This is a genomic window from Aeromonas dhakensis (genome assembly GCF_002285935.1).
In the GTDB taxonomy this organism is placed as follows: domain Bacteria; phylum Pseudomonadota; class Gammaproteobacteria; order Enterobacterales; family Aeromonadaceae; genus Aeromonas; species Aeromonas dhakensis.
Window position 1 is genome coordinate 2,742,092 of sequence record NZ_CP023141.1, and the last position, 15,116, is coordinate 2,757,207.

The 15,116-nt window shown below is 62.5% G+C and carries 13 protein-coding genes and 1 tRNA gene; 8 read left to right on the plus strand and 6 right to left on the minus strand.

Annotation, left to right across the window (positions count from 1 at the left end):
- Positions 1-4: 4 nt before the first annotated feature.
- The 4 genes from oppC to CK627_RS13025 all read left to right on the plus strand — a co-directional run bounded on the left by oppC (position 5) and on the right by CK627_RS13025 (position 4,258).
- On the plus strand, positions 5-916 hold the full coding sequence (oppC, locus tag CK627_RS13010) for an oligopeptide ABC transporter permease OppC (RefSeq protein WP_005302192.1): 912 nt from the start codon (positions 5-7) through the stop codon (positions 914-916).
- Positions 917-1,035: 119 nt separating this feature from the next.
- Positions 1,036-2,016 (plus strand): ABC transporter ATP-binding protein, encoded by a 981-nt coding sequence (locus CK627_RS13015; RefSeq protein WP_005302188.1) that lies wholly within the window; start codon positions 1,036-1,038, stop codon positions 2,014-2,016.
- Positions 2,017-3,012 carry a murein tripeptide/oligopeptide ABC transporter ATP binding protein OppF gene (gene oppF, locus CK627_RS13020; protein ID WP_005302185.1) on the plus strand — a complete coding sequence of 332 codons (996 nt, stop codon included), beginning with the start codon at positions 2,017-2,019 and terminating at the stop codon, positions 3,010-3,012.
- A 301-nt stretch (positions 3,013-3,313) separates the two neighbouring features.
- The gene (locus tag CK627_RS13025; protein ID WP_017764222.1) at positions 3,314-4,258 is read left to right on the plus strand and encodes a TerC family protein; all 945 of its coding nucleotides are present in this window, start codon (positions 3,314-3,316) and stop codon (positions 4,256-4,258) included.
- A 56-nt stretch (positions 4,259-4,314) separates the two neighbouring features.
- Here CK627_RS13025 and alr read toward each other — a convergent pair whose 3' ends face one another.
- On the minus strand, positions 4,315-5,541 hold the full coding sequence (gene alr, locus CK627_RS13030; RefSeq protein WP_005302179.1) for an alanine racemase: 1,227 nt from the start codon (positions 5,539-5,541) through the stop codon (positions 4,315-4,317).
- Positions 5,542-5,731: 190 nt separating this feature from the next.
- On the opposite strand from alr, the gene CK627_RS13035 reads away from it, so the two are divergent.
- The gene (locus CK627_RS13035; protein ID WP_095592538.1) at positions 5,732-6,178 is read left to right on the plus strand and encodes a methyltransferase family protein; all 447 of its coding nucleotides are present in this window, start codon (positions 5,732-5,734) and stop codon (positions 6,176-6,178) included.
- A gap of 72 nt (positions 6,179-6,250) precedes the next feature.
- On the opposite strand, the gene CK627_RS13040 is transcribed toward CK627_RS13035, so the two are convergent.
- From CK627_RS13040 to CK627_RS13055, 4 genes are all read right to left on the minus strand, one after another.
- A complete protein-coding gene (locus CK627_RS13040; protein WP_162518743.1) occupies positions 6,251-7,510 on the minus strand; it encodes a dicarboxylate/amino acid:cation symporter in 1,260 nt (419 codons plus the stop codon).
- A gap of 205 nt (positions 7,511-7,715) precedes the next feature.
- The gene (locus CK627_RS13045) at positions 7,716-8,192 is read right to left on the minus strand and encodes a CC0125/CC1285 family lipoprotein (protein WP_050559296.1); all 477 of its coding nucleotides are present in this window, start codon (positions 8,190-8,192) and stop codon (positions 7,716-7,718) included.
- 138 nt (positions 8,193-8,330) lie between these two features.
- Positions 8,331-8,407: transfer RNA gene (locus tag CK627_RS13050), tRNA-Pro, on the minus strand.
- Positions 8,408-8,641: 234 nt separating this feature from the next.
- On the minus strand, positions 8,642-9,985 hold the full coding sequence (locus tag CK627_RS13055) for a dihydroorotase (RefSeq protein ID WP_005302169.1): 1,344 nt from the start codon (positions 9,983-9,985) through the stop codon (positions 8,642-8,644).
- Positions 9,986-10,064: 79 nt separating this feature from the next.
- On the opposite strand from CK627_RS13055, the gene CK627_RS13060 reads away from it, so the two are divergent.
- Positions 10,065-10,949: a 6-carboxytetrahydropterin synthase gene (locus CK627_RS13060; RefSeq protein ID WP_054544684.1), complete on the plus strand. Its 885-nt coding sequence runs from the start codon at positions 10,065-10,067 to the stop codon at positions 10,947-10,949.
- Positions 10,950-11,018: 69 nt separating this feature from the next.
- Here CK627_RS13060 and CK627_RS13065 read toward each other — a convergent pair whose 3' ends face one another.
- Positions 11,019-13,019, minus strand: coding sequence for a methyl-accepting chemotaxis protein (locus CK627_RS13065; protein WP_236664553.1), 2,001 nt, complete (start codon positions 13,017-13,019; stop codon positions 11,019-11,021).
- Between the two features lie 262 nt (positions 13,020-13,281).
- Between CK627_RS13065 and hinT the strand changes: the two genes are divergently transcribed.
- Both hinT and CK627_RS13075 read left to right on the plus strand, forming a co-directional pair.
- The gene (gene hinT, locus CK627_RS13070) at positions 13,282-13,632 is read left to right on the plus strand and encodes a purine nucleoside phosphoramidase (RefSeq protein WP_010633658.1); all 351 of its coding nucleotides are present in this window, start codon (positions 13,282-13,284) and stop codon (positions 13,630-13,632) included.
- Positions 13,632-15,053 (plus strand): COG3014 family protein, encoded by a 1,422-nt coding sequence (locus tag CK627_RS13075; protein WP_167385345.1) that lies wholly within the window; start codon positions 13,632-13,634, stop codon positions 15,051-15,053. The genes hinT and CK627_RS13075 overlap by 1 nt, the downstream gene beginning before the upstream one ends.
- The last annotated feature ends 63 nt before the right edge of the window (positions 15,054-15,116 follow it).

Sequence of the window (15,116 nt, forward strand, 5' to 3'; positions counted from 1 at the left end):
CATCATGGTTGTCACAACTGAAAAACGCGAAGCCATCGAGGCGTTCGCCCAGAAAGTGGAAGTGGTGGAAGGACGCTCCCTGTGGAAGGATGCCCGTCGCCGTTTCCTGCGCAACAAGGCGGCCCTCACCAGCCTTATCATTCTCTCCATCATCGGATTGGCGGTGATCGTGGGGCCCCATCTGTCCCAGTACACCTTTGACGATCCTGACTGGGGCGCCATGCAGACCGGCCCCGACATGGAGACCGGCCACTGGTTCGGCACCGACAGCCTGGGGCGCGATCTGTTCGTGCGTACCCTGCTTGGCGGGCGCATCTCGCTGATGGTCGGCATCATGGGGGCCATGGTGGCCGTCATTATCGGCACCCTGTACGGCGCGGCATCCGGTTTCATCGGCGGTCGGGTCGACAGCCTGATGATGCGGGTACTGGAGATCCTCAACGCCTTCCCCTTCATGTTCTTCGTGATCATGCTGGTGACCTTCTTCGGCCGCAACCTGGCGCTCATCTTCATCGCCATCGGTGCGGTAAGCTGGCTCGACATGGCGCGGATCGTCCGCGGCCAGACCCTGAGCCTCAAGAGCAAGGAGTTCATCGAGGCGGCCCATGTCTGCGGCGTCTCCAAGTGGAAGATCATCACCCGTCACATCGTGCCTAACGTGCTGGGGATAGTGGCGGTCTACGCCACCCTGCTGGTGCCGGGCATGATCATGTTCGAATCCTTCCTGAGCTTCCTGGGGCTGGGGGTGCAAGAGCCCATGACCAGCTGGGGCGCCCTGCTGGATGAAGGCTCCAAGTCGATGGAAGTGGCCATCTGGCAACTCCTGTTCCCCGCCGGTTTCATGGTGGTGACCCTGTTTTGCTTCAACTTCCTCGGGGATGGTCTGCGTGACGCCCTCGATCCGAAGGATCGCTGATAAAGCGGCGGAAAGAGCGTTGGAACAACGCGCCGAAGGGCCGCACAGTGCGGCTCAATCGGGCGGACAGCGCATCGGATCGACAGGAAAACGTCACGAAAGATCGATAAGGAGTTTTTATGAAGTTACTGGATGTAAAAGATCTGCGGGTCGAGTTCAAGACCCCGGACGGCAATGTGGTGGCGGTCAACGACCTCAACTTCTCTCTCTCTGCCGGTGAGACCCTGGGTATCGTCGGGGAATCCGGTTCGGGCAAGTCCCAGACCGCGTTCGCCATCATGGGGCTGCTGGCCAAGAACGGCATCATCACAGGGTCTGCCAAGTTTCAGGGCGACGAGATCCTCAACCTGCCGGAGCACAAGCTCAACAAGATCCGCTCCGAGAAGATCGCCATGATCTTCCAGGACCCCATGACCTCGCTCAACCCCTACATGAAGGTGAAGGATCAGCTGATGGAAGTGCTGATGCTGCACAAGGGGGTCAGCAAGGCCGAGGCGTTCGAGGAGTCGGTGCGCATGCTGGATGCGGTGAAGATCCCCGAGGCGCGCAAGCGGATGGGGATGTACCCGCACGAGTTCTCCGGCGGCATGCGCCAGCGGGTGATGATCGCCATGGCGCTGTTGTGCCGGCCGCAACTGCTCATCGCCGATGAACCGACCACGGCGCTGGACGTGACGGTACAGGCCCAGATCATGACCCTGATGAACGAGCTCAAGCGCGAGTTCAACACCGCCATCATCATGATCACCCATGACCTTGGCGTGGTGGCCGGCATCTGCGACAAGGTGCTGGTGATGTACGCCGGCCGTACCATGGAGTACGGCAAGGTCAACGATATCTTCTATCGCCCGAGCCACCCCTATACCGAAGGCTTGCTGCGCGCCATTCCCCGCCTCGATACCGAAGGGGAAGTGCTGCCCACCATCCCGGGCAATCCGCCCAACCTGCTGCGTCTGCCCACCGGCTGCCCCTTCCAGGAGCGCTGCCATCGGGTGAGCGAGATTTGCGGCCGGCAATCCCCAGTTCTGACGCCGTTCAACGACGGCCGGGAGCGGGCCTGCCACTGGGTATCGGATGCCATCATCAAGGGAGTGAACTAAATGGGGACTGACAAGAAACTGCTGCTGGAAGTGTCCGACCTCAAGGTCCACTTCAGCATCAAGAGTGACAAAGCCTGGCCCTGGGCCAAACCCTCCGCCCTGAAGGCGGTGGACGGGGTGACTCTGCGCCTGTACGAAGGGGAGACCCTGGGCGTGGTGGGGGAGTCGGGTTGCGGCAAATCCACCTTTGCCCGGGCGCTGATCGGCCTGGTGCCGGCTACCGACGGCAAGGTGGTGTGGCTCGGCAACGATCTGACCAAGCTCGACCAGAAGGCGCTGCGCGAGAAGCGTAAAGAGATCCAGATGATCTTCCAGGATCCACTGGCCTCCCTCAACCCGCGCATGACCATCGGCGACATCATCGCCGAGCCCCTCATCACTTTCTACCCGGCCCTGCCGAAGGAGGAGGTGAAGGAGAAGGTACGCGCCATGATGAGCAAGGTGGGGCTCTTGCCCAACCTGGTCAACCGCTACCCCCACGAGTTCTCCGGTGGCCAGTGCCAGCGCATCGGCATCGCCCGGGCGCTGATCCTCGAGCCCAAGATGATCATCTGTGACGAGCCGGTGTCGGCGCTGGATGTGTCGATCCAGGCCCAGGTGGTGAACCTGCTCAAATCCATCCAGAAGGAGATGGGGCTATCGCTCATCTTCATCGCCCACGACCTGTCGGTGGTCAAGCACATCTCGGATCGGGTGCTGGTGATGTATCTGGGCAATGCGGTGGAGTTGGGGACCGGCAAGGAGATCTTCGCCAATCCCTTGCACCCCTATACCAAGGCGCTGATGTCGGCGGTGCCCATTCCGGATCCGGATCTGGAGCGCAGCAAGACCATCCAGATCCTGGAAGGGGAGCTGCCATCGCCGATGAATCCGCCCTCAGGCTGCGTGTTTCGTACCCGCTGCCCGGTGGCTGGCCCGGAGTGCGCCAAGACCCGGCCCCAGCTCGAGGGCAACTTCGACCATGCGGTCTCCTGCCTCAAGGCCGATCCGCTCTGATGGATGAGCCGCAACGAAAAAACGGGGCGCCCAGGTGGCGCCCCATTTTTTTGCGAGGGAGATGAAGATGCCCCTTGGCGTTCCCTTTTGCCGCTGTTACTATCCGCCGCACAAGGGGAGTAACTTCTCGCCGGTTTGTCGTCATTACGGTGCACCCATATCCTGCAGTGCACCCGGCAGCCGGGCAGTCGATGAAAATCGGCTGTAAGTGAGACCTTGCCGAGAGGCAAGGTGTATCTGCTCCAGACGCGAACCCACTGCCTCCCGGCCGTGGGTTTTGTCGTTTTTGGGAGAAGTGAAAATGGGTGAATGGTGGATGTGGGCCGGCTTCTTCAGCATAGTGCTGGTCCTGTTGTGGATTGATATCCGCTTTGTCGGCGGTGGCAAGGCGCACAAGGTGTCGCTCAAAGAGGCGGGCATCTGGTCCCTCATCTGGGTCAGCGTGGCGCTCCTCTTCAACCTGGCCATCTGGTTCTGGCTGGATCACAGCGCCGGCCGTGAAATTGCCAACCAGAAGGGGCTGGAGTTCCTCACCGGCTACCTCATCGAGAAGGCGCTGGCGGTGGACAACGTCTTCGTCTGGCTGATGCTGTTCGGCTACTTTGCCATTCCGGCCGAGCTGCAGCGCCGGGTGCTGCTGTACGGGGTACTGGGTGCCATCGTGATGCGGGCCGGCATGGTGTTCGCCGGCAGCTGGCTCATCGAGCAGTTCCACTGGATCCTCTACCTGTTCGGCGCCTTCCTGCTGCTGACCGGGGTCAAGATGCTGTGGGCTGCTGACAAGGAGCCGGATCTGGCCAACAACCCTCTGCTGGGCTGGATGCGCCGCCGCTTCAAGGTGACGGAGACGCTGGAGGGGGAGAACTTCTTCGTCTGGCGCGATGGGGTGCGTTACGCCACGCCTCTGCTGCTCATTCTGGTGCTGGTGGAGGTGAGCGATCTCATCTTCGCGGTGGACAGCATCCCGGCCATCTTCGCGGTGACCACGGATCCCTTCATCGTGCTGACCTCCAACATCTTCGCCATCATGGGTCTGCGTGCCATGTACTTCCTGCTGGCCGGCGTGGCCGAGCGCTTCGCCTTGCTCAAATACGGCCTGGCGCTGATCCTGATGTTCATCGGGGTCAAGATGCTGCTGCTGGATGTGTTCAAGATCCCCACCGGAATTGCATTGGGTGTGGTTGCGCTGATCCTGCTGGCTTCCATGGGGCTGAGCCTCTGGGTGACCCGCAAGAAAACGGCATAATTGGCAAACAAGCAAAAGGGCTCCCGCGGGAGCCCTTTTTCATAGCAGAGATTTGCTTAGCGTTTGATCTTCTTGGGGTTGGTGTAGCCCCAGATGGTGTACATGTCCGCCAGCAGGGCACCGTTGTACTCCTCCAGATCCGCCTGTTTCACCTCGGCCTCACCCTGGCGGCCGAACAGCACCACCTCGTCACCGGGTTTGACTCCCTTCAGATCGGTCACGTCCACCATGATGGTGTTCATGGAGGTCTTGCCGACGACCGGCACCTTCTGGCCCTGGATCAGCACATAGGCCTTGTTGCTCAGCGCGCGGCGATAGCCGTCGGAGTAGCCCAGCGGCAGGTTGGCGAGCCAGGAGTCGCGCTTGAGGGTGAAGGTGCGGTCATAACCGACGGTGTTGCCGGCCGGGTAGTGGTTGACGGAGGCAACCTGGGTCTTGAACGCCATTACCCGCTTGTACTCGGTGTAGGAGGGGATGGAGTCACCGTACAGCAGGCCGCCCGGGCGCACCATGTCGAAGTAGGCGTCCGGCACTTCCAGGGTGGCGAAGGAGTTGGCGGCGTGGATGGTGATCTTGCTGCGATCCAGCTTGCCCGCTTCCAGCAGCCACTGGGAGTCCAGCTTGAACTGGGCCAGACCCATCTTGACGTCCTCTTTCTCCTCCACCGGGAAGTGGGTCATGATGCCGACCGGGGTGATCCCCTTGAGCTTGAGCATGGCCAGCGCGTCTTCCTTGGAATCAGCCAGACGCAGATCGATGCCGTTGCGGCTCATGCCGGCGGAGTTGAGCGCGATGTGCACCGGGATATTGGTGTGGTGGCGCTGGGCGATGTCGGCGATGCCCTGGGCACTCACCAGGCTGCCAACCAGCTCCTCCATCTTGTAGGGCAGAGCCTGCTCTACCTCATCCGGGGTGGCGGCACGCACCCGCATCAGGCGGCCGGTGAAGCCCTTCTCGCGGGCCACGCGGGCCTCTTCGTTGCTGGCGATGCCGATGCAGGGGATGCCCGCCTTGACCACCGAGGGGACCAGCAGGTCGATGCCGTGGCCGTAGGCGTCCGCCTTCATGATGGCGCAGATCTTGGGGCCCTTGTCACCGAGGCGATCCTTGAGGGTCTGGATGTTGTGCTCGAAGGCGCCGAGATCAACTTCCAGCCAGGCATTGCTGGCGGTCTGCACTTCGCCGTTGCGGTGATCGCTGGCGAGCGGCAGATAGGGGGCCGCGACGGCCTGACCGGCCAGCAGGCCCAGGATCAGGGTGGCCAGCAGTGTCTTCTTGTGCATGGGGTGGTTCCTTTCTTTATTGTTTGGGTTGAGGCGCATGGCGGTCAGCGGGTGACCGTTTTCATGCAGATGGGATAAAGTGTAGCCAAGGCATTGTTATCGTTATGAACTTTGTCAATTTTCCACGGCGCTTTCCCGCCGGGGAGTGTAACGCAAGGTGCCGATCGTGGCACCTTCCGGGAGCCAATAGATGATGAGTCTTGAGTGTCGGGTACCACCGCTGCTGCTGTTTGGCCTGATCGTGGCGGCCATGCAGGGATGGGGCGCGGGTGACGTGAACGATGGCTGGCCGCTGCCGGCCCTGTTGCTGGCCATGCTGGGCACTGTGTTTGGCCTGGGGGGCGTGCTGCGCTTTCGCCGCCAGGGCACCACGGTGACGCCGCTGCACCCAGAGCAGGTCAGTGCGCTGGTGACGGGCGGGCTCTATCGCCGCAGCCGCAATCCCATGTACCTGGGGCTGCTCTGCTGGACGATGGCGCTGGCCTGTTATCTGGGCGGGCTGCTGGTGTGGCTCGGTCCGCTGCTGTTGTGGGGCTGGCTCAGCCGCTGGCAGATAGTGCCGGAGGAGCGGGCGTTGCAGGAGCGCTTTGGTAAAGCCTATGCCGATTACTGCCGGCGGGTGCGGCGCTGGTGCTAGGGATCGTGCTGTTGCCATGAGGCACAAGAAAACGGCCCGCAGATGCGGGCCGTTTTGATGGGATGGCGGGGATCACGCCTTGGCGGTATCCACTTCGCCGAGCGGCGCGGTTTCCCCCAGGCTGTCTTCGCTCTTGGCCACCACGCTGGCGGCGATGGCATTGCCCAGCACGTTGGTGGCGGAGCGGCCCATGTCGAGGAAGTGGTCGATGCCGAGCAGCAGCAGGATGCCCGCTTCCGGGATCTGGAACTGGTTGAGGGTGGCGGCAATCACCACCAGGGAGGCGCGCGGTACGCCGGCCATCCCCTTGGAGGTGACCATCAGCAGCAGCAGCATGGTGATCTGCTGGGCCATGGAGAGCTCGATGCCGTAGGCCTGGGCGATGAACATCACCGCGAAGGTGCAGTACATCATGGAGCCGTCCAGGTTGAAGGAGTAGCCCATGGGCAGCACGAAGCTGGCGATGCGCTTGTCACAACCGAACTTCTCCAGCCGATCCAGGGTCTTGGGATAGGCGGCCTCGGAGCTGGCGGTGGAGAAGGCCAGCAGGATGGGCTCGCGGATCAGGGCCAGCAAGGTCAGCATGCGGCGGCGGATGAACAGGCTGCCCATGGCGATCAGCAGCAGCCAGAGGCAACCCAGTGCCAGGTAGAACTGGGCCATGAAGGTGCCGTAGGTGGCCAGGATGCCGAGCCCCTCCTTGGCGACCATGGCGGCGATGGCGCCAAACACAGCGAACGGCGCGAAGTTCATCACGTAGCCGGTCACCTTGAGCATGATCTCGGCGCCGCTGGCCATCAGCATCACCACTGGCTTGGCGGCGTCCCCCAGGGCGGCGGCGGCCAGCCCGAAGAAGAGGGAGAACACCACGATCTGCAGGATCTCGTTGGTGGCCATCGCCTCGACCACGCTTTTCGGGATGGCGTGGGTGACGAAGTCCTTGAGGGAGATGGCAGTGGCGACCACGCCGGAGCTGGCGGTGTCGTCAGGCAGGGAGAGGGAGAGCCCCACCCCAGGCTGCATCAGGTGAACCATCACCAGTCCCAGGGTCAGTGACAGCAGGGAGGCGAGCATGAACCAGCCGAGGGTCTTGACGCCGATGCGGCCCACGGTGCGGGTGTCGCCCATCTTGGCGATACCGACCACCAGGGTGGTGAACACCAGGGGGGCGATGATCATCTTGATGAGGCGCAGGAAGATGTCGGTCAGCAGGGTGATGTCGCTGGCAAAGCCGGCGGCCTGGTCAGGAGCAAACATCCGATAGCCCTGACCGGTAAGGATGCCAACCAGCATTGCGATGAGGATGGCAGCCGTCAATTTGTTCATTTTCATGGGGTGGGTCCCAGTTTTGATGAGTGCAAAGCATTTCAAGCGGCAAGGGTGCCGCTTCAGTCCGTTTTTGTGATCCGAGCCGTAGATTCCTGACAGCCGGTGTGCTGGCAGCATGCCTAATCCGGGGGGGTAAATCCAGCGCCTTGTAGCAGAATTTTATCTTGCTATTAGGTGTATGTGATATGGATCTTGCAATTCGCCTATATTAATCGCTGTTTATTTTGATGTTGGCAAGATAATCAGCTTTCAGGCTTTGGTCGTTTCTTGCCCGTTTGGCAAGGGTGAAGACCAGCAGCGCCGAGATGCGATGCTCCACGGTGCGCTGATCCAGAAAGGGGTCCGGTTCGTCATCATCGAACCCGAACAGGGGGCGGCTCGGGGTCACCCTGACCGCATCCCGCTGCAGGGTCAACTCGTTGACCTCAAGCCACTGATATCCTTCGGCTTGTGCCATTTCGCCCGCCCGTTTCAGCACGTACTTGCGGGCGGTTTCCCGGCTCACCAGATCGTTGCCGACAAACTCCAGCTGCCACTTGTCCGGCCCGAGCCGGGTCTGGGAGAAGCCGGTCTGGCCGTTCCAGAACGAGGGTTCGCTGTGATAGGGGGTGGCACAGCCGAGCAGCAGGGCAGCGCAGAGGCAGGCCAGCAGCAGGACGGGCACAGAGGGACGGGGAGAGGGCATCTCGATCACCGGTTGGCAGCAGAGGGTTTCACTACAGCACAAAGCCATGGGGGGCACAATCGGTGGGCCGCTTCCTGCGGTGGCGCGCCTGAAAGAAAAAAGGCCTTGTCGTTTGACAAGGCCTTTCTCGGGGAATGATGGTCGGCGTGAGAGGATTTGAACCTCCGACCCCTGACACCCCATGACAGTGCGCTACCTGGCTGCGCTACACGCCGACGAAGTCAGTCTGAGCTGACGGGGGCCGAGTTTATGGAGATGGACCCGGCCTGTCAACAAGGAAACCGCGGCGGCGGTGCGTTCGCCTGCTTTGCGAACAATCGGCGCTCAAAGTGCCGCCACTTGCCCAAAAACCGCTCATGGCGGGGTTGAGAGCCGCTTAAAACAAGCAGGCCGCCCGGGTGGGCGGCCTGTGATGGTGCGATGGTGACGGTGGCACCGATTGGGAGGGATCAGCGGGTGAAGGTGAGCCGCTTGCCCAGCACCTCGTTGGTGACCTGACCGTTTTGCCAGGCGATCTGGCCGTTGACCAGGGTCATCTCCACCGTGCTGTGGAAACGGTAGCCGTTGAAGGGCGACCAGCCGCACAGGTAGAGCAGGTTGCTGTCGTTGACCACGTAGGGCTTGCCCAGATCCAGCAGCACCAGGTCGGCGAAGTAACCCTCGCGGATGTAGCCGCGATCCTGCACCTGGAAGCGCTCGGCTACCGCGTGGGAGGTTTTCTTGACGATGGTCTCCAGCGAGAATACCCCGTTGTGGTAGAGCTCCAGCAGGGCCAGCAGGGAGTGCTGCACCAGCGGCACGCCGGACGGCGCCTTGAAGTAGCTGTTCTGCTTCTCTTCCCAGGTGTGGGGGGCGTGGTCGGTGGCGATGATGTCGAGCACGTCATTGCGTACCGCATCCAGCAGGGCGTGCTGGTCGGCGGCGCTCTTCACCGCCGGGTTGCACTTGATCTGGCTGCCCAGGGTGTCGTAGTCCGCCTCGTTGAAGAACAGATGGTGAACGCACACCTCGGCGGTGATGTTCTTGTCCTTGAGATCCTTCAGATCCGGGGTGGCGGTGAAGAGCGACAGCTCTTTCGCCGTGGTCAGGTGCAGCACGTGCAGCTTGGCGCCGTACTGCTTGGCCAGGGAGACCGCCAGGCTGGAGGATTTGTAGCAGGCATCGGCGCTGCGGATGCGGCCGTGCTCGCGCATCGGCACATCTTCGCCCCACTTGGCGCGGGCTTCGTCTTCCAGCACCTTGATGGTGGGGGTGTCCTCGCAGTGGGTGACGATCATCACCGGGCTCTCGCGGAAGATGGCGGCCAGGGTCTCCTGGTTGTCCACCAGCATGTTGCCGGTAGAGGCACCCATGAAGATCTTGATGCCGCAGGACTGTTTCGGATCGAGCTTCTTGATCTCTTCCAGGTTGTCGTTGGTGGCGCCGAGGTAGAAGCTGTAGTTGGCGGCGGAGGAGTTGGCGGCTATCTGGTATTTGGCTTCTAGGGCATCGAGGGTGGTGGTCTGGGGATTGACGTTGGGCATTTCCATGAAGCTGGTGGTGCCACCGGCCACGGCGGCCCGGGATTCACTGGCGATGGTCCCCTTGTGGGTCAGCCCCGGCTCCCGGAAATGGACCTGATCATCGATCATTCCGGGGATGAGGTGACGGCCCGCGGCATCGATCACCACTGCATCGGGGGCGCTGATATCCGGGGCGATGCGGGCGATCCGTTCCCCCTCGATCAGCACGTCGGAGGCATAGATGCGGCCTTCGTTGACCAGGGTGGCATTCTTGATAAGCAATTTGTTCATGGGGGGTTCCAGTTCCTTTGCCGATAATCGCGGGTCATAATAGCGCAAACCGCCCTTTCTCTGTAGCAAGGCCTGACTGATGAAGTTATTTGTAAAAGATTTGACCGTGATCGACTCCAGCTACCTGTGCGAACGCCGCGGTATGGTGGGGGAGAGCTGGCTGGTGGACATCGAAATGAGCGGCGAGCTCAACGAGATGAGCATGTTGCTGGACTTCGGCCGGGTCAAGAAGCTGATCAAGTCGATCATCGACGACGAGGTGGATCACAAGCTGTTGGTGCCGACCGAGTGCCCCCTGGTGCAGGTGGCCCAGCTGGACGGTGACGAGAGCACCGTCGATCTGCTGCGGCCCGGTCGCTCCATCCACCTGCGCTGCCCGAGCCAAGGCTTCGCCTTCATTCCGGCGCCCCAGGTGGACAAGGAGTCCGTCACCCGCTATCTGCTGGCGGTGCTGGCCAAGCGGCTGCCGGGCAACATCAAGGATCTGTCGCTGACCCTGCGCCAGGAGGCCATCGACGGCGCCTTCTATCACTACAGCCACGGCCTCAAGAAGCACGACGGCAACTGCCAGCGCATCGCCCACGGCCACCGCTCTCCCATCGAGATCCACGTGGACGGCGAGCGCGACCAGGAGCTTGAGCTCAACTGGGCCGAACGCTGGGCCGACATCTATCTGGGGACCGACGAGGATCGGGTGGCCCTCGGCGATCTAGCGTTGAGCGAGCAGGCCAAGGCCATCCTGCAAGAGGCTGGCGAACACTACGTCGGCTTCAAGTATGTGGCGCCGCAAGGGTTGTTCCAGCTGGCCATGCCGGCGGCGGAGGTGGAGATGATCGACACCGACACCACCATCGAGCTGCTGGCCCACTACATCGCCCGCGAAGTGAAGAAGAGCGTGGGCGACAAGTTCGTCAAGATCGTGGCCTATGAAGGGGTGGGCAAGGGCGCCATCGCCTACGCCTGATCCCGCGCCGCTTGTCAGTAAAAAACAAGGCCCCGCATCTGCGGGGCCTTGTCGTAGCCGGGGTTGGCGTCAGGCGCTGAGCCGGAAGCGCTTGACCAGGCTCTCCTGCTGCTCGGCCAGCGAGTCGAGCTGCTGGCTGGTCTCGGCCACCCGCTCGATCCCCTGGTAGTTGAGATCCGAGATGTCGGAGATGCGGTTGAGGTTGGTGGCGATGTCGGCGCTGGTGGCCTGCTGCTGCTCGGCGGCAGAGGCTATCTGGCTCGACATGTCGCTGATGAGCACCACTATGCCCTGCACCTCCTCCATGGCGTTGTTGGCGTGGGAGCTCTGATCCATGCAGCTGTCCATCTCGCGGGAGCACTCCTGCATCACGGTCACCGCCTTGGCGACCCCCTGCTGCAGGTTCTCGATCATGGTCTGGATCTCGCTGGTGGACTGGGCGGTGCGCCCGGCCAGGCTGCGCACCTCGTCGGCCACCACCGCAAAGCCGCGTCCCTGCTCGCCGGCCCGGGCCGCTTCGATGGCGGCATTGAGGGCCAGCAGGTTGGTCTGCTCGGCGATGCCGCGAATGACGTCGAGGATGTTGCCGATCTGGCCGCTCATGGCACTCACGTCGCCAATCACCTTGCCGGTCTGCTGCAGCTTGCCCGCCAGCTGGTGGGTGGTGGTGATGTTGCCGGCCATCACCTTGCGGCCGGTCTCGGAGGCTTTCTCCACGTCCATCACCCGCTCCAGGGTCTGGTTGGCGGCCTGGGCCACCTCGCGCACCGAGGCCTCCATCTGGGTCATGGCGGCGGCGACCGAGGCGGTCTCCTGGCGCTGTTTCTCCAGGTCCGCCCGCACCGACTCGGTGGTGTGGCGGTTGTCATGGGCGGCGTTGTTGAGCTGGTTGGAGGCCTGGGATAGCTGGCTCAGCACCTCGCCCATCTGCTCGATCAGCAGGTTGACCTGGCTGCCGAGCCGGCCGAATTCGTTGTTGCTGCGAAAACCGATGCGCTGGGTCATGTCGCCCTGGGTCACCTCGGTCAGTACCCGCAGCAGCTCCTTGAGCGGACGGCGAATGGCCTTGCCGAGGGTGTAGGCTACCAGGATGGCGATGGTGATGGCGATGATCAGCGCCACCCCCTGGGTGAGGGTGCTCTGGGTCTGCACCTTGCCGGAGGCGCGGATGCTGTTGTTCATCAGCTGCTGGCTCTGGGCGGTGATCTGCTCGAGCTTGCTCTGGATGTTGACGATGAGCTTGCCGGCCTGCTTGCTCTGCTCGCGCATCCGCTCCTGCTGCTGCATCAGCGCCAGGTACTGGGCCAGCACGCCGTCGCTGGCGGTGGTGTCGCGCACGAAGCCGTGCACGTAGTGGCCCATGTTGTTGTCGAACTCCTTGAGCTCCCCCTGCAGATCCTTGATGGTGCTGTTGAAGCCCTCGATCTGCATCTTGTTGCGCTTGAGCGCCGCCTCGATGGGGGCGGGGATGCTCTGGTTGAGGGCATCCATGGTGGAGAGTTCAATGGCGGAGAGCTTGGTGGTCAGGGTCTCGGAGAGCATCTTGATGAAGCTGTCGTCGATGGTGATCATCATGTCGCCGAGGTTCTTCTTGAACTGGGGCAGGCTGACCTGGAACTGGCCCTTGGCCTGGTTCACCTTGTAGAGCCGGGTGAGTAGGGCCTGGTGTTCGGTGGGCAGGGTCTCGGTCAGTTGCAGGTAGTCCTTGACCAGCTGGTTGAGCGCGCCGAGCTCACTCTGCAGCTCCGGGTGTTCCGCCGCCTGTTGGGCGAGGGTAGCGAGGGTCTTGTCGACCTGCGCCTTGGCCTGCTGCAGCTCGGCTACTTCGGCCGGGATCTGCTTGAGATCCTGCTCGGTCAGCACGTCGGTGAGCCACTTGTTGGCGCTGAGCAGGCTGATCTGGGTCTGGCTGCTGGCGATCACCAGCGGCATGGTCTGCCGGGTGACCTGATCCAGCGCCTGGTTTAGCTCGCTCTGGCTGCGGAAGGTGAGTACCGAGGTGGCCGCCATCACGGCCACCAGGATGGCAAAGCCAAGATAGACCCTCTGCAAGATGGAGAGGTCTGACATTGTTTGTTTCATTATTGTCCCGCTGTATATGCAAAAGTCCCTTGCCTGAATACCCCGTCCATTTGATACCCTGCTACCACTGTGGGCGAGCAACGTCGGCAGACGTCTTCCGGCTATCGGTATTTTTAACAATAACTGAAGAGAATGGGACAACGGCTGTGTCAAATGTCGGCTTGTGTCACACTTGCCGGGCCTTGATGACGGGCGTTGGAACCGCTTGAGACAGGCATTGAATTTTCTTTTTCATATAAAGGAGTTATCCATGGCGCAAGAAACCATTTTCAGCAAAATCATCCGCAAAGAGATCCCCGCCGACATCCTTTATCAAGACGACCTGGTGACCGCCTTTCGTGACATCCAGCCCAAGGCCAAGACCCATATCCTGATCATCCCCAACGTGCTGATCCCCACCGTTAACGACGTGGAGCCGGATCACGAGCTGGCGCTGGGCCGGATGTTCACCGTGGCCCGCAAGCTGGCCAGCGAGGCGGGCATTGCCGAGGATGGCTACCGCCTCATCATGAACTGCAACCGCCACGGCGGGCAGGAGGTCTACCACATCCATCTGCATCTGGTCGGCGGCCAGCCGCTGGGACCCCTGCTCAGCCTGTGATGCCGCGCCTGCCACTGGCCGGTCTGCTGCTGGCCGGTTCCCTGCTGGGGGGCTGCGCCTCCCACTGGCAAGACATGTTCGTCTCCTATTCCGATCAGATGGTGCCGGTGCGCAACCAGCTGCTGCTGGGCCATGCCGCCGAGGCGTTGCCCGAGGTGCGTGACTCCACGGCGGGGGACGATACCTATGTGCTGGACCGACTGGAGCAGGGGCGCATCGCCTGGCTGGCGAGTCAGGATGCCGCCAGCAAGCAGTCCTTTGCGGCCGCCGACAGCCGGCTGGCGTGGGAAGACAATCAGGCCGAGTACCGGGTCAGCCAGGGGCTGGCCCAGGCGGGCAGCCTGCTTACCAATGACCAGACCATGGTTTACCGGGCGCCCGATTACGAGCGCACCATGCTGCACCACTATCTGGCTCTCAACTACCTGCAGCGCGGGGATGCCGAGGGGGCTCTGGTGGAGGTGCGCCGCGCCAACCAGGTGCAGGAGCAGGCCCTCAAACGGCGGGCCGACGAGGTGCGCAAGGCAAAGGATGAGAGCGAAGAGGTCGAGGCAGAAGGGGAGATGCGCCAGCTGATGTCGCGCGGCGCCCCCGAGCTGGACCGGCTGATCGGACGGGTCAAGAACGGTTTTCAAAACGCCTACACCTTCTATTTCTCCGGCGTGCTCTATGAGGCGGCGGGGGATCTCAACGATGCCTGGGTCGACTATCAGCGCGGCTACCAGATAGCGCCGGACAACCGCAGCCTGCAGGATGCCTTGCTGCGCCTGGCTGTGCTGCGGGGCGCCGCGGACGAGATCCGTGAGACCGAAAAAAAGGTGGGCCGCAAGGCACCGCCCCTGGCCAAGAGTCAGGGCCAGCTGGTGGTGCTGTTTGAAGATGGGTTGATCCCGGCGCGGCGCGAGCTGTTCCTGCCGCTGCCCATCGCCACCTCCGGCGGCGATTTTCGCACCTTTACCGTCGCCATCCCCTATTACGATAATCGGGCCAGCGACACCGGGCCGCTCACGGTCTCGGTGGGCAAGCGGGTCGAGCAGACCAGCGAGCTGGTCAGGCTAGAGGCGCTGGCGGCCAAAGATCTGCAGGAGCGGCTGCCCGGCATGCTGACCCGCCAGGCGCTGCGGCTGGTGGCCAAGGAGCAGGTGCGGCGCACCGCCGCCAAGGAGGGGGGCGATGTGGGCAACATTCTGGTCGGCATCTTCAATACCCTCTCGGAGCGGGCTGACACCCGCAGCTGGCTGACGCTGCCGGCGCAGGCAGCGAGCTGGCAGGGGATGCTGCCGGCGGGTGACGTGAACCTTACCCTGGGTGCGGGGGCAGCCCAGCGGCAATTGCCGCTCACCATTCACCAGGGACGCACCACCCTGGTGTGGGTGCAGCGGCTCGGTGCCGGGCTGACGACGCGGGTGATGCCGCTGTAACGGCGAACGATGGCAATACACATGAGTGACCGGTCGGGCCCATCGGGGTCGCCGGCAAGGAGA